The sequence below is a fragment of the Thermogemmata fonticola genome (assembly GCF_013694095.1).
In the GTDB taxonomy this organism is placed as follows: Bacteria; Planctomycetota; Planctomycetia; order Gemmatales; family Gemmataceae; genus Thermogemmata; species Thermogemmata fonticola.
On record NZ_JACEFB010000004.1, the window covers coordinates 117,042 to 142,871 of the forward strand.

The following is a 25,830-nucleotide window of genomic DNA, read 5'->3' on the forward strand; positions in this document are numbered from 1 at the left end:
GGATGATATGGGATACTTATCGTCAATCTCTGGCATCTCGTTTGTTATGGGTGATGCTCGGTTTGACTTTTTTATGCACTTTACTTTGCTTAAGTTTATCTGTCACTGGAGATGAATATTCGGCTAGCCATCCGTTTGAGTTGCCGATGTATGTCCCGGCAGCGGAGGCGGGGGAGGAGGTGCGGGCCGAGGGGATTCGAGTCGTGTCGGGCGAGGTGTCGCTGGGGTTTGGGTTGGTGCGTTTTCCTGTGGGGCGGAGCCGGGCAGATGCGGTGCATTGGTTCCAGGTTTGGCTGGCTGGCGTGCTGGCGGACACGGTGGGAGTACTGCTGGCGCTGCTGTGGACAGCGGCGTATCTGCCACAGTTTTTGGAGCCGCAGTCGATCAGTGTGCTCTTGGCCCGGCCCACGCCGCGCTGGGCCTTGCTGACGGGCAAGTATCTGGGCGTTGTCCTCTTTGTGGGATTTCATGCATTTCTTTTTATATTCGCAACATGGTTTTCTATAGGATTAAAGACTGGTATTTGGGAAGTCCGTTATTGGTTCGCTTTGCCTATTTTGCTGATGAATTTTTCGGTGTTCTACGCATTCAGCGTGATGCTTGCTGTATGTAGCCGCGGTGTTATGGTTCCGCTCTTTGGCACACTCTTGTTCTGGGTGCTATGTTGGGCGATGAATATCACGCGGCATACATTCCTGACGCTGGAGGCGGTGGAGTGGTCCACGCTGACGCCGCTGTTGGTGGAGGTGGGCTATTGGCTGTTGCCCAAGCCGCTGGATGGGAGCGGGCTGTTTTACGAGGCGCTGCGGGCGGAGGGCGTAGCCGCTCCGGTCCCGGAGTGGGAAGCGGCGTGTGCGCGAGGAGCCGTCGTGCCGGAATTGTCCGTGCTGTCCTCCCTGCTCTTCGGCCTGGTCGTGCTGGTGCTGGCCGCTTGGGAGTTCCGCCGGGCGGAATACTGATCCTTTCCACCGCCTTTCGGGTTATCATACCGTTCTTATCACCGAGCTTCCCAGCGTGAGAGTTTTCTTCCGCGCATCTTTGGGGGGCATTCTGGATTTCCCCGCAAAAGCCAAGGCGTGCCGGGAGGACGAAAAAGGGGGGGTCCGTGTTTGGCCCGTCCGGGGATTTCGCGGCAATTCGCTTGAATCTGGGCAAGTTGTGCGGTCGATAACAAGGGTGCGAAAAGCGCCGGACGGAGGGGCGCCGCAGGAGGCGACATGAGAAGCAGAAGGGGTAAGCGCGGTTGGGTGGCTGTGGCCGTGGCGGCGATGTTGGCGGTGGGGTGCACGCGGCAATTTTTCCGGGAGCGGGCCGACGCTGACGTGGAAGGGATATTGACGCAGAAGAATGTATTTCCGGAATGGGCAGTGCAGAATTGGCACGTGTATCCGGACCCGCGGTCGCGCTTTGCCGATCCGTATTCGCCGGACCATCCGCCGTATCCCCCCGATGATTATGCAGCGCGCTTGCTGTCGCCGAATCCGCAGCGGCCGGGGAAGAAGAGCGGGGTGGGGCGTTACGAGGGGACGGGGTATTTGGCGCTGTTGGCGCAGTGGGATGCAGCCAATCGAGCGGAGGGGGGAGAGGAAGTCCGGCCAGCGGGGGGATGGGTTATGCCGGAGGAGGCGGTCCCTGGGGAAGCGAACGGCGGAGAAGGTGGAGCGGGAGCGGAAGACGCAGGCGAGGAGAAGAAGGCGGCTCCTCCGCGGGGGGGAGAGGCGGAGGCAGCGGATTATCAGCGGGCGCTGCGGAGCGAGCAGCGGGGGTACCGCATCAAGCTGCACCAGGCGGTGGAGCTGGGTTTGCTCAACAGCCGGGAATTTCAAGACCGGCGGGAGGATTTGTATTTGGCGGCGCTGCAAGTGACGCTGTCGCGGTTCAATTTTGCGGCCCAAGCGTTTTTCGCGGAGCAGGTGTTCCGCCGGTCGATCGGGCAGGATTTGGGCGGCGGGGAGCTGTGGGACATCAATACGACGGCGGGCGTGAGCAAGCGCTTTCCGAGCGGGGCAGCGCTTTTGATCCAACTGGCGAATCAGGTGGTCATCGACCTGGGTTCCAACCGTCCGGACATCGCGGTGTCGAATTTGACGTTGAGCGTGCTCCAGCCGTTTTTGCGCGGCGGGGGTTTGGCGGTGAATTTGGAGAATTTGACAGCGGCGGAGCGGAACCTGGTGTATGCAATGCGGTCGTATGCGCGCTTTCGCAAGATTTACTATGTGTCGGTGGCGGCAGGAGGCGGACTGACGAACAATCCTTACGGACTGCAAGGTCTGGCGCCGAATTTGGGACGCGGGATCGGGGGAAATTTGACCTCGCCGAGCGTGGGGTTTCTGCAATTGTTGCAGCAGGCGGCGCAGATAGCCAATCAGCGGAAGAATGTGGCGGAGTTGGAGCGGCTGTTGCGGTTGTACCGGGCGTTTCGGGAAGGGGGCCAGCAGTCGGATTTGCAAGTGGGTCAGGTGGAAGTGTCGATGCTCAGCAGCCGGGCGAATCTGCTCAACGGGGGTGGAGGTGCGCCGGGTTTGCGGCAGTATTTAGATCAGTTGGACAATTTCAAGCTGCAATTGGGTTTGCCGCTGACGGTGGCGCTGGAGCTGGACGACGAGCCGCTGCGGCCCATTCGGGAGCAGTTGGGACGGTTCGAGGCGATCTATGCGGACCTGCGGGCGGTGGAGGAGGCGGCACGGCAGTTTGATCCCCAGGAACCGGTGGAGCGGTTCCGGGAGCGGTGGCGGCGCTTGCTGACGGAGTCGGCCCTGGTGAAAGGAACCCAGTTTGCCCGCGGTATAGAGAGTCGCTGGGAGTCATGGCGGCGGCTGACCGAGGACCAGTGGCAAGAACGGATGGCCCGATTGCGGCGGGAGCGGACGGAGTTGCTCAATCGCCGGGCGGAGCGGCAGCAAAAGGGGGAAGCGGAACCGGCCGAGGAGGCGGCCCGGCTGGAGGCATTGGAGAATGAGCTGGCCCTGGGAACGTTCGAGCGGGCGGTGCGGCAATACGAGCAGCAGCCGTGGTTGAAGGAGAAAGGCCCGCAGCGGGAAAGTGTGCAGGCGGTAGCGTTCCGGGAGGTGGTCAACAGTTTTTATCAGGTGGTGCTGGAGGCGCGGGGGGAACGTTTGGAGCGGGTGCGGGGGCAGTGGCCGGCTTTGCCGCCGGTGGTGGTGGACGGGGTGGATGTGCTGCAAGCGCCGCTGGACGAGGCATACGCGGCGGGCATGGCCACGGCATTGACCCACCGGCTGGACCTGATGAACGCCCGCGCCCTGGTGGTCGATGCCTGGCGGCAGATTGCGGTCCAGGCAAATTCCTTGCAAGGGGTGTTCGATGTTCGCTATGATATGACAGCAAGCACCCCCGCGGGGGAAAGTCGGCCGTTTGCCTTCGCCGCCGACCGAACCCGCCACCAATTGACCTTCCGGGCCGAGTTGCCCCTGGTCCGCCGAGCGGAGCGGAACAACTACCGGGCGGCGCTGATCAGCTATCAACGGCAGCGGCGCACCCTGATGGCCTTCGAGGACAACATTGCCAATGACGTGCGTGCAGACATTCGCCAGTTGCGCACGTTGGCAGAGCTATACCGGATTCAGCAACGGGTGGTGGAGCTAGGCTACTCGCAGGTGGACAACGCCCAGGCGGTGCTGTTGCAGCCGCCGGACCCGCAGGCCCGGACCGACGCTGGCAGTGCCGCCGCCCTGACACAACAGGTTCTGCAAACGCAAAGCAGCCTGCTCGCGGCTCAGAACCAGTTGTTCACTCTGTGGGTCAGCTATCTGACGGCCCGGATGCAACTCTACCTGGATTTGGAATTGTTGCACCTGGACGAGCGAGGAGTCTGGAACGATGACGCCGAGCACGGAATCGATGAGCCGGTCCGAGCCGTTCCCCGCCGTTGGCCTGCCGAGCGGCTCCCCCTCCCCCGGCCTGCCGCCGAGCCACTCCCCACTGCTCCCCGCCCCGCCCAGTAACCCGCCGCGCTTGCCGCCCCCGGCGTCCAGCCGCCGTCGGCCCCTCTGGCTTTTCGCTGGCTTCCTCCTCCTCGGCAGCATCGCCGGAACCACCTACTACTACACCCGGCCCGAAGCCGCCCCAGAAGGCGTCCTGCTCTACACGGTCAAGAAAGAGTTCCTCCACGTAACGGTGGTGGAGAAAGGAACGCTGGAGTCGGCGGACAATCGGGACTTAGTCTGCCGGGTGCGCGCCGGCAGCCGCGGCTTTGCTACCTCCATCAACTGGGTCATCGAAGATGGCGCCCGCGTCCGCCCCGGCCAGCTCCTCATGATCCTCGATGATTCCGCCCTCAAGGAACAAGAGGATAACCAAAGCGTCGTGGTCAAACGCGCCCTGGCGGCCAAGGTGAAAGCCGAAAAGGACTACGAAATCCAGATCAAAAAGAACGAAAGCCTCATCGCGGAAAAAGAGGCAGCTTACCTGCTGGCCCAAATCGAGCTGGACAAACTCACCGGCCTGAACGTGGACCCCAAGCGGCTGCCCCTGGCGGCCCTGGCCAGCCTGCCGGCCTCCTTAGTGGAAGGCGGTGCCTTCCAACAGCAACTCGACGACCTGACCGGCCAAATCTCCCTGGCCCGCTCCGATGTGGAACAATACCGCGAACGGGTGCACTGGGCTGAGCGCATGGTCAAAATGGCCTACATGAGTCCGGCGCAAGCCCAGGCGGAACGCTCCAAGCTCGACAGCGCCCTGGAAAAACTCCGCAGCCTGGAAGCCCAGCGCAAGCTCCTCATCTCCCACGACCGGCGGCAGAAAATCACCCAGTTGACCAGCGAACGGGACAACGCCCGCCGCGCCCTGGAACAAGCCCGCCTGGAAGCGGAAGCCCTAGAAATCCAATACCGCACCGAAATGGAGACCACCACCTCCATCTACGAACAGGAATTGGAAAAGCTGGAGGACATCCGCCGCCAGCGCCGGGAATGCCGCATCCACGCCCCGGAGGACATCCAGGATGGCTCCATGGTCGTGTACTTCAAGAACGAAACCCGCCGCTTCAGCAGCAGTACTGACGGCCTGATCGAACAGGGGGCCCAGGTCAAAGAAGGGCAGAAACTCCTGCGGATTCCCAATCTGAGCGTCATGCAGGTCAATACCAAAGTGCACGAGGCGATGGTCTCGCGCCTGCGGGGAGAAATTCGGGTGCCGACCCGCATCGTGGAGTTCACCCAGATCGGCCTGCTGACCAATCCCCACCTCCTGGGCCGCATGGTAGCCACCCGCCCGGAAATCGTGGAAGACCTGCGCCACCGCTTCCGCCAGTACGAGTACCGCAAGATCGCTGACGGCCAGCGGGCTTACATCCGCATCGACGCCATGCCCGACCGGCAATTCGTCGGCTATGTCCGTTCCGTCTCGGCCGTTGCCAGCCAGGCGGACTCCTGGTTCTCCGACGTCAAGGTGTACCAGACCAATGTCCGCATCGAAGGGGAATTGCTGCCGGACGGCCGGATTGCCCCTCTGGAAGGGGAAATCCTCAAGCCCGATATGACTGCTGAGGTGACCATCCACGTGGAAGCCTCCAAGGAACCGGTACTGGTCGTGCCAATCCAGGCGATCATCGGCGGCGCGGAGATGGGCGCGGTGAGGGAGGTATTCGTCAAAACGGACAACGGTTACGAACGTCGCCAGGTTACCCTCGGCCTCTACAACGAGAGGATGGTCGAAATCCGCTCCGGACTAAGCGAAGGGGAACAGGTGGTGATCAACCCTCGCGTGCTGCTTGGCGATAGCAAGACCCGGACCCGCGAAGGACTGGAGAACACCAAGAAAGGGATGCGGGAACGGGGAGAGAAAGGCGGCGGAGAAGGGAACGGCGGCCCCAACGGCGGCGCTCCCGGCGGCGCTCCCGGCGGACCGAATGGGAGCGTTCCAGGGGCTGCTCCCGGCGGCAAAGGTTTCAAAGGCGGCAAGAAAGGCGGCGGCTTCTCCGGTCCTCCGCCGGCGGGCGCGCCGGGACTGTAGGCTTTCCCCGCGCCCCGGCCTCCGGGCTTCCCCCGCCGTCCCTGCCCTTCACCGCTTGGCCCTGTGGGAATCATCGCATGCCTGCCCTCGTGCAACTCGTGGACCTGGTCAAAAACTACTACATGGGCACGCAGACGGTCCACGTCCTCAAGGGTTTGAACCTGTCGTTTGACGAGGGGGACTTTATCGCCCTGATGGGGCCGTCCGGTTCCGGCAAATCCACGCTGCTCAACATCCTTGGCTGCCTGGACCGGCCCACCAGCGGGCGCTACTATCTGGCCGGCATGGATGTGTCCCAAATGGATGACGATCAGTTGTCCGAAATCCGCAGCTCTTACCTGGGGTTTATCTTTCAATCTTACAATTTGCTGCCGCAGTACACCGTGGTAGAAAACATCGAACTGCCGTTGCTGTATCAGGGGGTCCGGCTGGACGAGCGGACGCGGCAGCATTGCATTGCCCTGGCGGAGATGGTGGGCTTGGGGGATCGGCTGGATCACCGGCCGCTGCAATTGTCCGGCGGGCAGCAGCAGCGCGTGGCTATCGCCCGCAGCCTGGTCAACAACCCCCACCTTATCCTCGGCGACGAACCGACCGGTAACCTCGACACCCGCACCAGCATCGAAATCATGCAGATGCTGCGCGAACTCAACCGCCTGGGGAAAACCATCATCATGGTGACCCACGAAAATGACATCGCAGCCTGGGCACGGCGGGTCGTGCGGCTGCGGGATGGACGGGTGGAATCGGATACCCGCAACGATAGCCGCACCGTGGTCGAGCTGCACGCGTGAGCCTCGTCCGCTCCGCCAGGTTGTTGCGCCCGCCCCCGCAGTGGGAGAGGGTCCGCCGCGGGAGCCGGCAGCAGAGGCCGAGCAGGCGGAAGAGGAGCGGTGGGAATCAGCGCAAGCGTGTCATGGAGGCGCCAGCGATGGGGAGCCATTCCAAGCAACCAGCGGCGGGGCGCGGAGGAGGAGGCGCGGCCTCCCTCAGTTTGGCGGTTCTGGTGCTCAGCACTGCCCTGTTGAGTGCAGCAGGGATTCCCCGGCTGAGCGCCCCTTCCCCTTCTTCTTTCTCAGCGATGACAGCGCAGAAGTGGTTCGAGAAAGCGGTCAGCCGCCTGGAGGCGTCTTTCACTCCCGCGCAAGCCCGGCGGGGGCAAACCGTCACGTTCACCCTGACCCTCCAGTTGCAGGAGGGTTACTATACCTATCCGACGCGGCAGAGCGATCCACAGGCCGCCGCCTTAGTCAACGACCTCCGCTTCCCCGATCCGCAGGAGGTAATTTTCGTCGGTACGGTGGAAGACCCGAAAAACGTCCGGGTCAAGGCGGAACCGCAAGCCGGCATCCAGAGCCTGCGTTACTGTACGGGGACGGTCACTTACACCCGCGCCGCCGTGGTTCATCCGCAGGCCCGTCCGGGTCCGGTGACTGTCCGGCTTCCCAGGGTTCGGCTCAACATTTGTGATGCGAGCACCTGTTTCCCAGCCAAGGAAGTCGCTGTGGAAGCGGCCTTGACAATCCTGGATGGCCCGCCGCTGCCTGTGGAAGAGCGCTACGCCGAGGAGGTCCGCCGCGTGCTGGAAAAGTCCCCGGCGCGCAAATGAAGCTTTCCGCGCCCCCACGGGCTTCCACACCCTACGGGCAAAGAGAGTGAGACCCCGACCGCCGCGGCCCGGAGTTTGGCGTCCGGGGGAGCAGAATCGACGGGAGAGTTCGGAATGATGGGAAACCGATGGCTCTGGTTCGGTGCACTGGCGGGGCTGCTGGGTCTGGATGTGTCTGCGACCGCTCAGGTGCCGCGGAAGTTCGCCGACATTGCCGAAGTCAAGGCGGAGATCGTGCCGGCGCAAGCCCGCCGAGGCCAGACCGTCACCTATCGCCTGACGGTGGCTCCCAAGCCCGGCGCCTGGACCTATCCCATCGCTCCCAAGACAGGACAGGCGTCTGTCACCAAGCTGGTGGCGCCGCCGCCGGGTGTGCTCATCTTCGTGACGCCCCCCGCCGATCCCCCCAATCATCCCTGGAAGACCAAGACCGAGCCGGACGATCCGCTGCAAACCATTCAGTACAGTCCGACTCCGGTGACGTGGGAGTTGAAAGCGGTGGTTTCCCCCCAGGCCCCGGCGGGCCGGCATGCCGTCAAGCTCGATCGGCTGACGCTGCTGTCGGTGTGCAATGACTACGGTTGCGTCAACAGCCGTCCAGATGGGCGGGACCTGCCCGTGGCGGAGTTGGAAGTGCGCGATGAGCCGGCGGTTGCAGTTGAGGAAGCCTACCGGGCCGCGGTGGAAAAGGTGGTGGGACCGCTCGCGCCGTCGGGGCCAGCTCCGTCGCCCGCCCCTGGTGGTCCCACGCCGGGTCCAGGAACGGGGCCGTTGCCTCCGGCCCCTTCGCCGGGACCTTCTCCGTCGGGTCCCACCTCCCGCCTGCGCCCCGCCAAGCCCGTGGAACAGTACGAAGCCGAGTTGGACGCTCTGCGCCAAGCCCTGCGGTTTGCTGAGGATACAGCGGGGGAAAGTGGACGCCGTACCGGTCTGTGGGGCTTTCTTCTGACCGCCGCCGCTTGGGGGTTGATCACGCTGCTGACGCCCTGTGTCTTCCCCATGATTCCGATCACGGTCAGCATTTTCCTCAAGCAAGGGGAGCAGTCGCCGCGGCGGACCTTGCTGCTGGCCGGGGTGTACTGTCTCACGATCATCGCCGTTCTGGGCGTGTCGGCCTTCTTCCTGCTTTCCACCTTCGTCGAGCTGAGCACCGATCCGTGGATGAACCTGGGGCTGTGCCTGCTGTTTGTGGTTTTCGCCCTGAGTTTGTTCGGGATGTATGAGGTGACGCTCTCGACGGTGCTGCTATTGGGGGGCGGGATGGCGGCCCTGGTGCTGGCCCCGCGCCTGGTCGACCGCTATGGCCTGGAGGCGGCGCTGCTGCTGGGAGGTGGTGGGGCCGCCGTCGCCATTCTTCTGTACGCGTGGGTCCGGCGCAGCGGCGGGGAAAGCGTGCTTTTGCGCTATTTGCAGCACAAGCAAAGCGGGGGCGGCATCCTGGGAACCATCTTCGGGGCGATCGCGTTCACGCTGGTCGGTTTCACCTGTGTGGCGCCGTTTCTGGGGGGCTTTGCGGGTCTGAGCGCCTCGGGCCAGTTCAGTTCCGGGGAGCTGATGCTGGGGGCGTTGGCCTTTTCCGGGGCCTTCGCCGCTCCGTTTTTCCTTCTGGCGTTGTTTCCGAGTTTGCTGCGCCGCCTGCCGCGCTCCGGACAGTGGCTGGACACGATCAAGGTGGTCATGGGATTTTTGGAGCTGGCCGCCGCTGCCAAGTTCCTGCGCACGGCGGAGCTGCGCTGGCTGCCCGAAGCGGCTTATTGCACCTACGACGCTGTGCTGGCGGGCTGGATCGCTTTGAGCGCCGTCTGCGGCTTGTACCTGCTCGGCCTGTTCCGCCTGCCGCACGATGAGGAAAGCCATCCCATCGGCGTGCCGCGCCTGCTCCTGGCCCTGGGCTTTCTGAGCCTGGCAGCCTACCTGACCCCAGCGCTGTTTGTCGGCCCCGATGGCAAGCCCCAGCGGCCCCGCGGCGCCGTCTTCGCCTGGATCGATGCTTTCCTGCTCCCTGAACCGAGCCGGGAAGGCGAGCTGCCCTGGTCCTACGACCTGCCGGAGAGCGTCCAGCGCCTCGTTCAGGAAGCCCGCAAGAGCGGCCGGCCCCAGCCCCTGTTCCTGGACTTCACCGGCGTGACCTGCACCAACTGCAAGTACAATGAGTTCCAGGTCTTCACCCAGCCGCGCATCCGCCAATTGCTGGAACGCTATCACCGCGTGCAGCTTTACACCGACGAAATCCCCGCCTCCCTCTACGCCGTCGACCCCGGCAGTTATGACCGCACCCGCGAAGCCCAAGCCAACCGCCTCTTCAAAATCGACCTTTTCGGCAATGACCAACTCCCGCTGTATGTGGTCATGCACGTGCTTCCTGATGGCGGCGTCCGGGTGTGGGGAGCTTACGATGAAGGCAAGATCAACGAGCCGGAACGCTTCGCCGCCTGGCTCGCCGCCGCTCTCGACGGCACCCCGCCCGCCCCGTGATCATGATGACCTCGCCTTTCTTCCCCGCAGCTCCTTTGAAATGAGGAACCCCCCTAGCCCAACGGGCTTTTGATATAGCCTCCTCTCCTTGTCCTTGGGTAGAGTCTCCGGACCTTGTGGCTGTCATTTCCAGCCGGTATCATGAGGCAACGGCAACCGATGACGGAGGGATTCTTCCAGAGGGTGTCATGCCCGCATTTTCCTGTCCGGGGTGCAGGCAACTTTATGAGTATGCGGAAAGTGACAGCGGCCGACCCTTTATCTGCCCGCAATGTCGCACCCAGGGCCACCTGCCGCGCGAGGAGGAGGTGGAGTTGGCCGCTCCCTCCAGTCCGGCGGAGTGGCATGCCGCCTGCCCCCGCTGTTCCAGTTCGCTTCCCCTGGCCTGGCGTGCCCTGCACCGCTGGGTGCGCTGCCCGGTGTGCCAGTTGCTCTTTGTGGCCCGCCAGACGGTCAACCCTGCCCCCGCCGCCATCCCGATCAGTCCGCCTTCTGTTCCCCCTTCTTCCCAGCGTACTTCCAACCGCACTCTTGTCGGCGGTCTGCTGCTCGCAGGCGGCATCTGCGCCATCCTCAACGTCGCCGTGGCGGTGCTCTTCAGCGTTTTTCTCTGCTGTTTGTGGCCGGGAGTTTATCTGGCTCTGGGCTGGAGCATCGTGGCCATTGTCCGCGGCAGCCAAATGTTGAGTGTCGATTATCACGGTCCGCCGCCTCGCCTCCTGGCCATCCTGCAAATCCTTCTCATCATCAATCTCGATGTAGTGAACCTGATTCTGGGCATCGTCAACCTGGTCTCTTTGGAGAAATGGTGACGGGCCAACGTGGGGCGACAGGCCAACGCCCAGCGGATCCCTGGGGGAGAAATGGCGAGCGGTGCAGGAGGCCGGAGGGCAAGAAACTCTCAGCGTGAGGAGGGGGGGTGATCCGCGGCGGGGGGCTGCTGGGGGAGGGGGAGCAGTTCGGGGTCGAGGAGGAAGAGCTGGCGTTTGCCAGCAGGTAGGCCGTCGTCGAGGAGGATTTTGTCGCGTTGGCGCAGGGCGTCAGCGGCAGCCCAAAGGGCCAGGCGGGTGTCGATGAGGAAGCGGCGCTGGGCGAGCAGATGCTGGCGGCGGCGCTCCAGATCGGCTTCCACTTCGGCGGGCGATTCCCCCTGTTGTAAGCGGCGGCGGCGCTCCTGGGCCAGTTGTTCCTCCTGGTGGGGCGAAAGGGCCTGGCGGGCGCGGACCCAGGCGAGGAAGGCGTCGTGATCCGCTTGGGCCGCTTGCCGGCGGGCCTCGGCCTCCGCTTCGGCCTGCCGCAGCAGCCGCTCCGCCTCTTCCCCGGCGCGGCGGACCAGGCGCAGGGCATCAGTGCGAGCTTCGTTGATGAGACGGTCCCGCTCCTGAATGGCCCGCGCCACGGCGTGATACGCCGGCACGACTTCCGGCGGGGGGTGCAGATCGTGCAAAGTCAGACCCTCGATGGCGAGGCCGAAACTGGCTGCGTCGAGCTGGGCCAGCCGGCGGCGCAGACGCTGAAGGGCCTCCGCTTCCAACTCGCCGCGCCGCCGCGTCAGAATTTCCTGGAACGAACGGAGGGCGAACAGTTCCCGAAGTTGGGCTTCCAGTTCCCCGCGCAGCAGGTGGTCCGCGGACGCGACTTCAAAGAGGAAGCGTTGCGGGTGCGCAACCCGGTAACGCAGCGTGGCGAAGACTTCGATGAGTTCGCCATCGGCGGTGATCATGAGGGCTTCGTCGGTCCGGGGTACGATCGGTCCGCCATGCGCGCTGGACCAGGTGAAGGCGGGGTCCGCCACGGGTTGGCGGCTGGATGCCGCGCCAAGTTCGCGGAAGCCCAGGGTCACGGTGCGTGTCCGATCCGGCGGCAGGCGGAGCACCGTTTCCACCGGCCAGGGCCAGCGCAGGTGCAATCCCGGTGTCAATTCCGCTACGGGCCGGCCCCAGCGCAGGACGATCCCCACCTCATCCGTAGCAATCGCCGTCAGGGTGGAACCGGCCCACAGTCCGCCGCCGAGCAATCCTGCGCCGAGCAATAGGACACGCCAATGATGGGCGGCCGCGTGCAGCAGTTCTTCCACCGACCAGTTGTGCCAGCGGCGCTCCCACGCCCGCAGCCGTTGGAGCCACCGTCCCCACGCGGTCGTCGCGGGCCGTTCAAATGCCAGCAGACGCATCGCATTGAGGAGCACCAGCAGCGAGCCGAGTTGGTGATAAATCACGCCCAAAAGCGGCGCCTGGAGGAGGGCTTCCGGATGCGGCGCGAACCAGGGCCAGAGCCAGCCCGTTAGCAATACGCCCGCCAGATTGACGCCGAAGGCGAAGACGTAAAGATTCTGGCGGATGATGCGCACCGTCTGGCGAGACAGGCGAACGAGAAAGGGCAAGGGGCGCAGCGGCTCGCCCATCAGGACGATGTCGCCCGCCTGAGCAGCCAGGTCGGTCCCGCTGCCCACCGCTATGCCGACGGTGGCACGGGCCAGGGCCGGGGCATCGTTGATCCCATCGCCGAGAAAGACAACGCCCCGTGCCGCATGCTCGGCCACCCAAGCTGCCTTGTCCGCCGGTAGCATGTCGGCGTGGACTTCCGTGACCGGCAGCTCCGCGGCGATCGCCGCCGCCACCGCCTGGCGATCCCCCGTCAACAAGGCCAGGGGAGAAAAGCCCAGCTCGCGCAGTTCCGCCAAAACCGGGGCGGCTTCGGAGCGGAGGCGGTCCTGGAGGCCGATCAGTCCCAGAATGGTCTGGTTCCGGGCGACGAGCAAGGCGATCTGCCCGCGGGCATCGGCCTGATCCAGAGCGTGCCGGACCTGGTCTTCCGCGATGCAACCCAGGGCGGTGAGGAAGCGGAGATTGCCGACGGCCAGGCGGCTGCCCTCCGCGGTCGTCGCAATGACTCCGCCGCCCGGCTGGGTGGACACCGGAGTGACACTGCTGTCCGGACTCCAGCCGCGCTGCCGGGCCGCAGCCAGCACCGCCTGTGCCAAGGGGTGTTCGCTTCCCTGCTCAGCCAGGGCCGCTTGCCGCAGAAGTTCGCCTTCATCCACGTCCGGAGCGAGGGGTTGCAGATAAACCACATTCAGCCGTCCCTCGGTCAGAGTGCCGGTCTTGTCGCAAGCCCAGACTTGGGCCGAAGCCAGACGTTCCAGGGCCGAACCGCCTTTGAGCAGGACACCGCTGCCCGCCAGGCGTCCCAGAGCCGCGATGACCGCTGCCGGAGTCGCCAGCACAAGCGCGCAGGGGCAAGCCACTACCAGCACGCCCAGGGCGGGATACAGAGCGCTGATCGCCGCGGCACGCCAACTCGGCGGGGGTAGATCAGGAGCACTAGGGGCGGACCAGCGCTGCAAGAGCAGATTGGCGGCGAAGGTGAGAAGGGCCAGGGCCACGACCAGGGGGAGGAAGTAGCGCGCCCAGCGGTCCGCTTGCCGTTCTAGGGGGGCTTTGTCCCGCAGGGCCTGCACGGTCAGTTCGATAAGTCGGCCGGCGACAGTGTCCTTGCCTGTCTGGCGGGCCTCAATGGTCAGGGGCGCGTCGCAGACAATACTGCCGGCCAGGACTTTGTCCCCCTCCTGTTTTTCCACCGGCACGCTTTCACCGGTCAAAGCACTGACATCGACCGCCGCCCGGCCCGCTACCACGACTCCATCCACCGGCACTCGCCCGCCCGGCTTGACCACCACGCAATCGCCCACCTGCACATCGGCCACATACGCCCGCACTTCCTGCCCATCCCGCAGCACCCAGCAGCGGCGCGGAAACAACTCCGCCAGGCGGCCCAACGCCCGTTGCGTCCGGCCAAACACCCAGGCTTCCAGGCATTCCCCGATTAGGCCGATGGCGGTCACCTCCGCGGCGACCAGCACTTCACCCAAGGCCAAGGCCGCCAGCACCGCGACGGCCAGCGCCAGGTCCACCCCCACGCGCCCCCGCAGAAGGGCTTCCAGCGACAAATACAGAATCCGCCCACCGCCGAGCAAAGCCGCTAGCATCGCCCAGCGCATGCCCCCCACGGTCCGCGGCCAGGTGTAACTGCTGATGCCCCAGGACGTGAGCTGTTCCGCCACCCACGGCCAGAGGTCCGCCAGCAGCAAACCCGTCACCACCCCGGTGACCAGGTATAGCCCCCAGGGCGCCTCCACACGGAACGGATCATGACTCGCCGCTGCTTCCCGATGCATGCGCGTGCACTCGTGCTAATTCCCCCACGCCTTTTGCAGCACAGGGCCTATCCCCCTTCTATCTCCCTTCTCTTCCCTTGACCATCTCCCTTCTCTCTCGACTCCGAGACGTTTCCCGCTGCACTCTCGCCCCCATTCTTTCCCCCAGGATTCCAAGTCCTTTTCGACTTCAACCCAGGGAGGAACCAGGTGCACCAAAGTCAGGGAACCGGGTTCACCAGTAGAGGCGGTCGAGGGTGACGTTGCCGCCGCTGAGAACGACGCCGACGGTGGAAAGACCCGGCAAGGCACGGAAGGCTTCGCTGAGGACCACCGCCGCCGGCACCGCCCCGCTCGGTTCCACGATCAACTTGAGGCGTTCCCAAAGGAAGCGCATGGCCGCCCGGATTTCATCGTCGCCGACCGTGAAGACCCGCTCGACCCGGTCACGGATGACCGGCCAGGTGAGCTGCCCGGTGCTGGTGAGCAAGCCATCGGCGATGGATTGGGGCTGGAGCTGCGGCAGCCATTGACCGGCGGCCTTGGACCGGGCTGCGTCATCCGCCCCCGCCGGTTCCGCCCCGAAGATACGCATCGAAGGACGTACCCCCTGCGCGGCAATGGTGCAGCCAGCGATCAACCCGCCGCCACCGATCGGAATCACCAGCGCCTCCAGCTCCGGGGCTTGTTCCAAAAATTCCAGTGCGACCGTTCCCTGACCGGCGATGACATCGGGATGGTCGAACGGCGGGATGAGCACGGCTCCGGTGCTCGCCGCGATGCGCGCCGCCGCTTCCTCACGGGCTGCCAGGGTCGGTTCGCACAACGTGATCTGCCCGCCATAATCGGCGACCGCTTGGCGCTTGACTAGCGGGGCGGTATGGGGCATGACGATATAGGCGGGGATGCCGCGTTGCCGGGCCGCCAGGGCTAGCGCCTGGGCATGATTGCCGCTGGAGTGCGTCACCACCCCGCGCCGGGCCGCCGCTTCGGGCAAGAGCCGCACCGCATTGGACGCCCCCCGAAACTTGAACGCCCCGACCTTTTGAAGGTTCTCGCACTTGAAGAGAACGCGCCGGCCCGCCCGTTGATCGAAACTGCGCGAATGCATCACCGGTGTGCGATGCACCACCCCGTGCAGGCGGTTCGCCGCCGCTTGCACCGCGGCCAGATCGCAGGCATACTCCCCGCTCATGATGTTGCCCGACTACCCGTATATAGCAAACTCATGATCCCACCTTGGCCCCCGTTCCGCCCTCCCCGTCCGCTGTTCCGTATCGATCTGCTGTTCCGTATCGACATGGTGCTACACGGCGCTGGGCCTACCCCATCCCTAAAACTTTTACACCGGCGTGGTGGTCGGGGACTGCCCCGCCGGCTGTTCCGCGGAGAGATCACTAGGCCGGTCCGCAATCCGCTCGGAGGTACGCTCACCAGGCCGCTCAGAGGAACGCTCGGCAGCCTGCTCTACGGTCGAGGCCACCGATCGCTCACTGGTCCGTTCGGCCGGGGAGGCTGTCAAGGGAAGCGCCCGCGGCAGGGTCACCCGGAAGGTCGTACCCTTGCCGACCGTACTACTGGCGCGCACCTGGCCTTTCATCGCCTGGACCAAGTGCTTGACGATAGCTAATCCTAAGCCGGTGCCGCCGACGGCGCGGCTGCGGGCCTTGTCCACCCGGTAGAACCGCTCGAAGACTCGCGGCAGGTCCGCCGCCGGGATACCGACACCCGTATCTTCCACCTCAAAGCTGACGGTATCCGCCGTGCCACTCCAGCGAATGGTGATGCGGCCGCCGTTGGGAGTATATTTGATGGCATTGTCCACGAGGTTGTCCAGTATCTGGCGCAAGGCGTCGGGGTCCGCCCAGACCGCGAGATCGGCGGGACCGTCCTTGGGCGGCTTTTCCACCAAAGTCAACGTCTTGCTCTCCGCGCGGGGATGGTGCCGCTCCAGGCATTCGCTGATCGCCCGCTCCAGGGGGATGGCTTGCGGTTCTAAGCGCAGATGCCCCGACTCGATCCGCGCCAGGCTGAGTAGGTCCTTGATCAGTTCTTCGAGCCGGTCGGCTTCGCGGACAATCTGCTGGAGGAACAGATGCCGGGATTCCGGTTCTTCCGCCGCTCCGTCCACCAGGGTTTCGACGCTGGATTTGATGACGGCCAAGGGGGTTTTCAACTCGTGGGAAACGTTGGCGACGAAATCCTGGCGCAAGCGCTCCGCCTGACGCAGCTCGGTGGTATCGTGCAGGACAATCACCGCGCCAGGCATGCCGTGGCCCTGAAAGCGGGAGACGTACACTCCCAGGCTCCGCGGCGGCGGACCTTTCCATTCCAGCTCCTCGCGGTACGGCTCGCTAGCCGCCAAACCCTTATGGATGATCTCCAGCAGCCCCGGCTGGCGCAACGCCTGCTCCAGGGATTGGTGCACCACGGCTTTGCGATCGAAACCCAGGAGTTCCCCGGCTCGCTGATTGGCGAAGACGATCCGGTGCTGCTCGTCGATGGCCACCACGCCTTCGACCATGCCGGAGAGAATAGCGCGGAGCTGTTCCCGGTCGTGTTCCAGCAAGTTGAAGGTTTCCGCCAAACGGCGGCTCATGGCGTTGAAGGCCTCGGCCAAGGCGGCCAATTCCCGCGGTCCCCGGCTGCGAATCTGATGCTGAAAATCGCCGGCGGCGATCCGCCGGGCGCCATCCATTAGGGCCTGCAACGGGCGGGTGAAACGCCGGGCCAGCAGATAGGCCGCGCCGGCCGCCAGACCCAGCACCACCACGACGATCGCCGCCACTTCCTGCACCGACTCGTAAAACAAAACTTCCGCCCGCTGATATAAAGCAATACCCACCAAACCCACCACCGCGGCGACCAGCAACAGATAGGTGGCGAACAGGCGCCAGAACATGCCGCCCTTTCCTCCCCAAGGACTAGCTTCCCCTCCCGAAGTTTCCTCTTCGGTCCTTCGGCTGTCCTCGTTACTCCCCCGTCCTGGTTATCATACCGCGGAAAAAATGGGCTGGCCCCGAAGCGGACGCGAACCCGCTCCTTATACCGAACCCGCTCCTCACACCGAACGGGGTCTGACACCGGACGTGCCAGCCGAAGCCAGCCGTGAGCGTAGGGCTGCTATCCTCTCCAGCAGACCAAGCGTCCAGGTTTCGAGCCGAGGAGCGGGTCTTCAACACCGGCTAGAGACGGCGAGCGCTCAATGGCGGAAGAGAAACTCGCGCGTGTTGATGATGGCCCAGAGCACATCCTCCCAGGCCTTGCGGCGATCGGGATTTTTGCGCAGGTGTTCCTGGACCTTGCTCCGTTCCTCCGCCGTGGGCAGGCGGCAGTAGGCGGCCAGGTACAGCTCATCGAGAATGGCCTCATCGCTGGCATTGGCGGCCAGCAGCTTGCCCAAGCGGTTATTGGGATTCCGCACCTTTTCGTTGACGGTCGGCCCGTTGATCAGTTGCAGCGCTTGGCCCAAGTTCCCTTCGCTTTCCCGTTCGCATTCGCAGGCCAGTTCCCGCGCCGGCTGGCCGAAGGCCTTGAGGAATGGATGGTTCACTTCGCCATCCGGCAGTTGCACGGCGCGCGTCCCCAGGGGCAGGCCGGCGAACTTCTCCGGCACGCCGGTCAGGTCGCACAGGGCGTCCAGGAGTTGCTCTGCCGTCAGCAGTTTTGTCACCGCCTTGGAGAAGTATTTGTCGTCATCGGCGTTGAACTCGTTGGGCTGGGCCGACAACTGGTAGGTCCGGGACTTCAGAATGGTGCGGATCAGGTGTTTGAGGTCGTATTTGTGGGCGGCGAAATCGGCAGCCAGTGCTCGGAGCAGCTCGTCATTGCTGGGGGGATTGGAGTCGCGGAAGTCGTCCACGGGATCGACGATCCCCTTGCCCATGAGGTGGAACCAGACGCGGTTGACGACGGAGCGGGCGAAGAAGGGGTTATCGGGAGCGGTGAGCCAGGCGGCTAGGAGGTCGCGGCGGTCCTGGCTGGGGTCCACCTCCTTTTCGCCGGCGCCGAGGAAGCGCGGCTTCATGACCCGTCCACTGCGCGGTTGTGTCACTTCCCCCGACCGCTCGACATAAACCACTTCCGCCGCTGGAGGGCCATTGGGCCGGCTGCCAAGCACCGGTTCCGGCCGCAATTTCACGCGGGCAAACCAGGCCGCAAAACCGTAGTAATCGTCCTGCGTCCAGCGCTCGAAGGGATGATTGTGGCACTTGGCGCACTGGAGGCGGATGCCGAAGAACAACTGAGCTGTGGTCTCGGCCAGGCTTTGCGGATCGCGGGCCACTCGGTAGTAGTTGGCCGGCGGATGGCTGAAGGTATTCCCCGTGGCGGTGAGCAGCTCCCGGACCACTTCATCCCAGGGGGTATTGCGCAAGAGGTGGCCGCGCAGCCAGGCTTGCAACCCTTGGCTGCCCTTGAGTTGGATCGTCTTGCGGCTGCTGCGGAGCACATCCGCCCATTTGAGCGCCCAGAAGTCCGCGAATTCCGGCATCTCCAGAAGCTGGTCGATCAGCTTCTCCCGCTTGCGCGGGTCGCGATCCTGGAGGAAGGCTTGAGTTTCCGCCACCGTGGGCAGTCGGCCGAGCACATCAAGGTAGACCCGGCGGACAAAGTCCCCATCGCGGCTTAGCTCCGAAGGCGCCAGGTTCATCTGCCGCAGCTTGGCGTACACATGCTTATCGATGAAATTGTGCTCCGGCGGGTTGGGCCAGCGGAATCCCTCCTTCGGTTCCAGATAGGTCAGGCGGACGGAGACGAGTTGGTCGAGATAGCGGACGAGGATGGCCACTTCCCCGCCGCGTTTGAATTCGACCAGGCCGTTCGGAGAGACCTCCGCAATCGACGGGTCACTGCTGGAGTAGTTGCTCAAGCGGGTGACGTCGCGCTGGTGGCCATCGGCGAAGCGGGCCAGGACGGCCAGTTGCTGCCAGCGGGCCGGCGCCGTCTGGACGCGCGGTCCCGGTTGCACCCGCACCTCCTGCAAGGGGGGCAGGTTCGCCGGATCGTCCCGCAATCCTTCCGAGAGCCAGGCCAGCAGCATCTCCGCCGCCAGACTCGACGGACTGAACCGCTGCCCGCCTTCATGGGGCACGCGTCCGACGCCTTTGAGGAAGATGAGGCTCTGCTCGGCGTTGTGCCGGCCCGTCCGCCGCCCGAATTGTTCCCGCGTCAGTTGGGCATAATCGAAGCTCGGATCATCTCCGCGCAGGGAGAGGCGAAAGCCGTTTTTGCCGCTCGGTGTGCCGTGGCAGGCCCCCATATTGCAGCCGCCGACGTTGAGCGCTGCCACCACATCCCGCCGGAAACTCACCGGCTGGTCCTGTTCCATCCCCTGCACAGTGACTGGCAGCCGGACCGTTTGACTGCCCGCCTGCACGATCAGCGTCGCGCTTCCATTCTGCCGCGGGCGGAGGAACAGCCCCTCCTGCACCTCCACAATCCCCGCCGGTTCCACACGCACCGCCGCCGCGTGGGTCAGGTCCCGCACCGAACCATCCGCATACTGGCCGCTGACGAGCACCTGCTGGGCGGAGCGCCGACCCTGGAGCGTTACCGCTTCCGGCGCCACCACCAGCCGCACCGGCTGCCCGATCACACGCTGCCGTTCCTCCGCCTCCCGCGGCGGCGCCCCCCAGGACCACCCCAGGCTCCCCAACCACAGCACGGCTGCCACACCGGCACTCAACACACGGCGATCCATGACTCGTTCCTCACGAACTTGCAGGCGGGAATGCCATCGTTCAGTCGGCAGGCCGGACGCTTCCGTCCGGGTCTTCAGGAGGGACCGAAAAGCTCACGCTTTCGGCGAATACGTCGAGATTAGTTTATCCGATCCACCGGTCGAATGCGAGAGAAAAAATTTTGCCCGCCATTCTGCACTACGAAGGAAAGCCCAGAGCACCGCCTTTGCGCCGAGCGGATCAGCACCGCGGCCTCTCCACCGCGCTAGCCCTGCCACAGGGCAAAAAGTGGCTGCGCCACGGGGGTCCTTGTTTCTCCCTGGTAGGTCCTGTTTCCCGGAGTCCTTTTCCCCCCAGCAAAGATAATCCCGCATCCGAATGCACCCGGAGGGAGTCGAACCCCCAACCCTCGGTTCCGAAGACCGATGCTCTGTCCAGTTGAGCTACGGGTGCCTACCGGCGGCTGGTTGCTCCTCGCCAGCCGGGGACTAACCGCGCCGGGGAAAGTCCCATCCGACTTCGGGAATCCGGATTTTGATTCGGAACTCCCGCTTCAAATCGGGAAATCCCCAGCCTGAATCCGGCACATCCCTCACCAGAGCCGAGGAAAATCGCCCCGTTATTTCAGTGTAAGAGGCAGCGGTGTTGGACTCAAGAGGCAGGTCAAGCAACGGGCAGGGCGGGGTGCAACTAGATTCTCTGGGGGTGGGGGCTGAAGCCGCGAGGTGTTTCCCCAGACTAGCAGAGCTGCCCGGCAGGGAACTCCCAGAAAATCTGGCTGCCCCCTTGCGAACAGTTCCTCCCAATCGCTCTTGGCGGGGGTTGGGCAGTGGCGTTACAGTCAGCGGTGTGCGATCCCCCCTTCGGGATTCCGGTGGAGTAGAGTCAAGTTAAGCATCAGCAGACGGATCAAAAGGAGTAATGGCGAGGGGATCAGCGGAGGAGCAACCAGAAGAATCGGCGGAAGAATGATGGGAGGGGTCAGCGGCGGGGGAACGGTCGCGCCAGTTGAGAGAAGCCGGCGGTTTCCTGGCGTGAGATAGAGCGGCCGCCTTCCCTTCCCAGCCTACCATCTGTCGGGCAGAGGCCATGTGGGCATGAGTGGGTGGACCGAGCAGCAGCGGGAAGCAATCACGCGCCGGAATACCTCGGTGGTGCTCTCGGCGGGGGCGGGGTGCGGGAAAACATTCGTGCTCACGCAGCGGTACGTCAGCCATCTGGAATCGGATGGGGCGACGCCGCGGCAAATAGTGGCCATCACCTTCACGGAACGGGCCGCGCGGGAAATGCGGGAGCGCATCCGGCGGGAATTGCGCCAGCGCTGGCAGCAAAGTTGGCAGCAAAACGATCCGCAGGCATTCGCCCGCTGGCAGACCCTGCTCCTGGAGCTGGAACAAGCCCAAATCACCACCATCCACGCGTTTTGCTCCGCTCTGCTGCGCCGCTATGCCATCCCCGCGGGTCTGGACCCCTCCTTCACCGTCCTGGACGAACTCCAAGCCGTCACCTGGCAGCAGGAACATATCCGGGAAACCCTACCCCGCCTGCTGCTGCACTCCCAGGCTTCCGCCGCAGAGAGTTTGCGCCAACTTCTGCACTATTTCAGCTACTCGGAACTCCTCCGAGCCATCGAGGGATTGCTCGCGCAAGAGGATTGTCCGGCCTGGGAAGAATGGCTGCGACGTTCCCCGGAGGAGATCGTCGAGTTTTGGCGGGAGCAGGCGGTGCATCTGCGGAGTCTGTGGGTCCGGCACCTGCGGCGAACCGATCCCCGCTGGGTGGCCGTCGAACGGCTGCTGCCCCGGCTCGCGGTTCACTCCAACTCCCTGGGCCGACTAGCGCAGACGCTGGGGCAACTTCTGAAAGAACTGAGCCAGCCGTCCGCCTCCCCGGACACCCTGGATCGCCTCCGCGAGGCCGCCCGCATCCAAGGCATCCCCCGCAAAGACTGGCCGGATGACACTCTCAAGGAACAAACCAAGACAATCCTGGCGGACTTCCGCGAGGCCCTGAAGCGTGACGCCGAGACGTTCGACTCCCAGCTCTGGCAAACCGAGGCCGAGGGAATCCTCCAGGCCGCCCGGATCAGCCAGCACTGGCTAGCGGTCGCTCTCTGGGTCGCCAAAGACGCCCACCGGCGCAAAAGCCAAGACGATGCCCTGAGCTTCCAGGATCTCCTCCTGCGCTGCCGCGACCTGGTCCGCGACCACCCCAACATCCGCAAGGAACTCCAAGATCAGTACCGCTTTCTGCTCCTGGACGAATTGCAAGACACCGACCCCGTCCAGATGGAATTGATCAAGTGTCTCTGCGGGGATCAACTGACGAGCGGCAAGCTCTTCGCCGTCGGGGATCACAAGCAATCGATCTATCGCTTTCGGGGTGCGGAGGTGGAGTTATTTCTCCAGTTGCGCCAGCAGATGCCGCCGGAGGGCCGACTCGATCTGACACGCAATTTCCGCTCCCAGGCCGGGGTGCTGCACTTCGTCAATGCCCTATTTCGCCAGCATCTGAGCGAGTATGTACCGTTGGAGGCGCACCGAAGGACCGAGGGGAGCGAGGTGCCGGTCGAGTTTCTCTGGGTTGTACCGGCGGTGGCGGATCAAGCCGAGGGGAAAGCCGAGAGCAAGGAACAGGAGGAGGAAGCGGGGAAGAAGCCCAGCGAGGAGGGGGAGGAAGACGGGGAACACGAGGGTCCGGCGAGGCAGCGGCGCCGCCTGGAGGCCGCCGCCGTCGCCCAGCGCATCCAGGAGCTGCTCGCCGATCCGACTCCCCGGCTCTGGGGCCGGGACACCCAGCCGCGCCGCCTGAGACCGCGGGACATCGTGCTCCTGTTCCGCGCCATGACCCACGTGGACATCTACGAAGCCGCCCTCCAGGAAGCGGGGATCGATTACTACCTGGTCGGCGGGTGGGCCTTCTTCGCCCAACAGGAGATTTACGACATCCTCAACGTGGTACGAGCTATCGAGAATCCGCACGACAGCATCCCCCTGGCTGGCGCCCTGCGCTCCCCCCTGCTCCAGGTGTCGGATGACAGCCTGGCGATCCTGGCCCAGCATCGGGACGGCTTATGGGGCGGCTTGCGGGACGCCGCCTGGCAGCAACAACTGCCTGCTGCGGAACAGGAGGTGGTCCGCCGGGCCGCCCGCCTCTTGCAGCAGTGGCAACGGCAGAAGGACCGCTTGCCCTTAGCCCGGCTGTTAGGGCAGATTGTGGCCGACACCGCCTACGACGCTGCTTTGCAATTCGAGCCGCTGGGGGAACGTAAGCTCGCCAACCTCTGGAAGATTCTCGATCTGGCCCGCGAGTTTGAGCAAGGCGGCCTCTTCGGCCTCCATGAGTTCGCCGACCGCCTCCAGGACCTCATCGCCCGCCAGCCGAAGGAGGAGCAAGCCGCCACCGTCCCTGAAGAGGCGGATGTCGTCCGCTTGATGAGCATCCATCAAGCCAAGGGCTTGGAGTTTCCAGTGGTGTTCCTGCCGGACCTGGCCGGTGCGCGCCGCAGCGGCTGGACCGCCCCCGTCCGCTGGCACCGCACCCTGGGATGCCTCGTCCAACTCCCCAGCGAATGGAAAATGCTCCCGGAGGGCCAGGAAACGCTTCCCTTCTCCCCTCTGCCCTGTCAACTTGGCCAGAAATGGGATGCCCTGGCCGACACCGAGGAAGAATGGCGCATCTTCTACGTGGCCTGCACGCGTGCCGCCGACCGTCTCATCCTCTCCGCCGCCCTTCAACGACCCCTCGAACCCCACGAGTCTACCTTGCCCCTTCAGCACAACCCCTGGACCCTCTTGCTGGAGGATCGCTTCGACCTCATCCATGGCGTATGCCGAGACCCGGCGGAGTCCCTCCAGGTCCGCGTGCGTTTCGTGGAAGCCCGCCAACTTACCGCTTCACCCCTCGACATCACTGCGGGCACCCACCCCAACTCGGCCACCGAAGCTCGCTCGGAAATCCCCGCACGGGGAATGCCCGCAGAGATAAACCCTAACGTGGCTACGGAACCCAACCCCCTCCGAACCGATCCCTTCGCCTCGTGACGGAAGTATGGAGGCGTCCCCGACAACTTTCCAGCTTCGACACCAGATTCTGAAAACGGCGGGCACCGCGGCTTCAATACTCAGCGTGTCCCGGATAGCGTGGGAAGGGAATGACATCGCGGATGTTGGTCAAGCCGGTGAGGAACAGGAGGGTCCGCTCCAGACCCAAGCCGAAGCCCGAATGGGGAACGGAGCCATAGCGGCGCAGGTCGAGGTACCAGCGATAGGCCTCGCGGTCCAGCCCTTGCTCTTGCAAGCGTTCTTCCAGGACCTCGTAGCGGTCCTCGCGCTGGCTGCCGCCGATGATTTCTCCCACACCGGGAACCAAGACATCCATCGCCCGCACGGTCCGGCCATCGTCGTTGACCTTCATGTAGAACGGCTTGATGGTGCGGGGATAGTCGTAGAGGATGACCGGGGCGCGGAAGTGTTCCTCGGCCAAGTAGCGCTCGTGCTCACTCTGGAGGTCCTTGCCCCATGCGATGGGGAACTCCCAGACGCGGCCTGCCCGGCTGAGGATGTCCACGGCTTCGGTATAGCTAATCCGCTGGAAGGGAGTTTCCAGCACGTGTTGAAGCCGGGGTAGCAGATGCGGATCGACCCGCTCCTGGAAAAACTGCATATCCTCGGCGCAGTCCCGCAAAGCATCGGCGATGATGCGCTTGAGGAAGGCTTCGGCTAGGTTCATGTTGTCGGCCAGCTCGTAGAAGGCCATTTCCGGTTCGACCATCCAGAACTCGGCGAGGTGGCGGGTGGTGTTGGAGTTCTCTGCCCGGAAGGTGGGGCCGAAGGTGTAAACCTTGCCCAGGGCGCAGGCATAGGCTTCCGCCTGCAACTGCCCGCTGACGGTCAGATAGGTCGGCTTGCCGAAGAAATCCTGGGTGTAGTCCACCCGTCCCTGCTGCCGGGGAAGGTGCTCCAGGTCCAGGGTGGTGACGCGGAACAGAGCGCCGGCCCCTTCGCAATCGCTGGAGGTGATGATGGGGGTGTGAATGTAGTAAAAGCCGTTCTCGTGGAAAAACTGGTGAATGGACAGGGAAACGCGGTGGCGGAGGCGGGTCACCGCACCGAAGGTGTTGGTCCGGGGCCGCAGGTGGGCAATGGTCCGGAGGAACTCGTAAGTGTGGTTCTTCTTCTGAAGCGGGTAGGTGTTGGGGTCGGCATCTCCGAGCAATTCCACCTGTTGGGCCAATAGCTCGGTGGCCTGTCCCTTGGCCGGGGAAGCCTGAATCACCCCTAGCGCCCGAATGCTCGCCCCGGTGTGCAGATGCTTGACGACTGTTTCATAGTTAGGCAGACTCGCCGGCGCCAGCACCTGTAAGTTGCCCAAACACGAACCATCATTGACCTCGATGAAACTCAAGCCCGCTTTGGAATCTCGCCGCGTCCGCACCCAACCCCGGATGCACACCTCCCGGCCGATCGCCTCCGGACGCCGCGCCTCGACGACACGTATCGTTTCCACAACCTGCCTCCTGGAAATGTCTGGAAAACCTCACCCACCAGTTTCCTCGGTGGTTCGAACCAACCCTTCCACCCTTTCCCAGCGGATGGCTCTGTTGAAACTCTTCCCTCCCCGAACGGGAAATCTCTCCTCAGCCCGACGGAACGAGAACGAGAATGAGCCAGAAGGCGAGAGAGATTACCGCCTGCCATCAGCCTAGCGGACAGCACTCGTGAGGAAAAGCTGCTTCCCTGCTGCCGCGATGTCTCGCCATTCCTCATCTTACCCCACCTGAAAACCCGAAACTTCCCCACTATCTTTCAAAGGGTTGTACCGAACTTTCGGGAGGGTTGTATCAAAACCCAGAGTCTCGCCTCTGGAACCCGGAGTCTCCCCTTCTGGAAAGGTCAAGGAGGTGGAATGGCCAGCAAGCGGATAAAAAAGTCAGA

General features: G+C 64.2%; 12 protein-coding genes and 1 tRNA gene. 7 read left to right on the forward strand and 6 right to left on the reverse strand.

The window, feature by feature from the left end; all coding sequences use genetic code 11:
• Positions 1 to 2 precede the first annotated feature (2 nt).
• The 6 genes from H0921_RS07905 (at position 3) to H0921_RS07930 (ending at position 10,869) form a co-directional block, all read left to right on the forward strand.
• Positions 3 to 959, forward strand: coding sequence for an ABC transporter permease subunit (locus H0921_RS07905; RefSeq protein ID WP_228499249.1), 957 nt, complete (start codon positions 3 to 5; stop codon positions 957 to 959).
• A gap of 258 nt (positions 960 to 1,217) precedes the next feature.
• The gene (locus H0921_RS07910; protein WP_194537516.1) at positions 1,218 to 3,965 is read left to right on the forward strand and encodes a TolC family protein; all 2,748 of its coding nucleotides are present in this window, start codon (positions 1,218 to 1,220) and stop codon (positions 3,963 to 3,965) included.
• 2,085 nt (positions 3,966 to 6,050) lie between these two features.
• Positions 6,051 to 6,767: an ABC transporter ATP-binding protein gene (locus H0921_RS07915; protein WP_194537517.1), complete on the forward strand. Its 717-nt coding sequence runs from the start codon at positions 6,051 to 6,053 to the stop codon at positions 6,765 to 6,767.
• Between the two features lie 137 nt (positions 6,768 to 6,904).
• On the forward strand, positions 6,905 to 7,582 hold the full coding sequence (locus tag H0921_RS07920) for a hypothetical protein (RefSeq protein ID WP_194537518.1): 678 nt from the start codon (positions 6,905 to 6,907) through the stop codon (positions 7,580 to 7,582).
• 114 nt (positions 7,583 to 7,696) lie between these two features.
• Positions 7,697 to 10,057 carry a protein-disulfide reductase DsbD family protein gene (locus H0921_RS07925; protein ID WP_194537519.1) on the forward strand — a complete coding sequence of 787 codons (2,361 nt, stop codon included), beginning with the start codon at positions 7,697 to 7,699 and terminating at the stop codon, positions 10,055 to 10,057.
• 188 nt (positions 10,058 to 10,245) lie between these two features.
• Positions 10,246 to 10,869, forward strand: coding sequence for a hypothetical protein (locus H0921_RS07930; protein WP_194537520.1), 624 nt, complete (start codon positions 10,246 to 10,248; stop codon positions 10,867 to 10,869).
• 89 nt (positions 10,870 to 10,958) lie between these two features.
• Here the strand turns inward: H0921_RS07930 and H0921_RS07935 are convergent, their stop codons facing one another.
• The 5 genes from H0921_RS07935 to H0921_RS07955 form a co-directional block, all read right to left on the reverse strand.
• A complete protein-coding gene (locus H0921_RS07935; RefSeq protein ID WP_194537521.1) occupies positions 10,959 to 14,234 on the reverse strand; it encodes a cation-translocating P-type ATPase family protein in 3,276 nt (1,091 codons plus the stop codon).
• A 214-nt stretch (positions 14,235 to 14,448) separates the two neighbouring features.
• Positions 14,449 to 15,408, reverse strand: coding sequence for a pyridoxal-phosphate dependent enzyme (locus tag H0921_RS07940; protein WP_194537522.1), 960 nt, complete (start codon positions 15,406 to 15,408; stop codon positions 14,449 to 14,451).
• Between the two features lie 147 nt (positions 15,409 to 15,555).
• Positions 15,556 to 17,115, reverse strand: a complete 1,560-nt coding sequence (locus tag H0921_RS07945; protein WP_194537523.1) for a sensor histidine kinase — start codon at positions 17,113 to 17,115, stop codon at positions 15,556 to 15,558.
• Positions 17,116 to 17,415: 300 nt separating this feature from the next.
• Positions 17,416 to 19,914, reverse strand: coding sequence for a DUF1549 and DUF1553 domain-containing protein (locus H0921_RS07950; RefSeq protein ID WP_194537524.1), 2,499 nt, complete (start codon positions 19,912 to 19,914; stop codon positions 17,416 to 17,418).
• Between the two features lie 359 nt (positions 19,915 to 20,273).
• Positions 20,274 to 20,347 (reverse strand) — tRNA-Arg (locus tag H0921_RS07955).
• 644 nt (positions 20,348 to 20,991) lie between these two features.
• Here H0921_RS07955 and H0921_RS07960 point away from each other — a divergent pair.
• Entirely contained in the window at positions 20,992 to 23,937 is a 2,946-nt protein-coding gene (locus H0921_RS07960; RefSeq protein ID WP_194537525.1) for a UvrD-helicase domain-containing protein, read from the forward strand.
• Positions 23,938 to 24,010: 73 nt separating this feature from the next.
• On the opposite strand, the gene asnS is transcribed toward H0921_RS07960, so the two are convergent.
• Complete coding sequence (asnS, locus tag H0921_RS07965; protein ID WP_315851861.1) at positions 24,011 to 25,402, reverse strand: asparagine--tRNA ligase; 1,392 nt, start codon at positions 25,400 to 25,402, stop codon at positions 24,011 to 24,013.
• Positions 25,403 to 25,830: the final 428 nt, after the last annotated feature.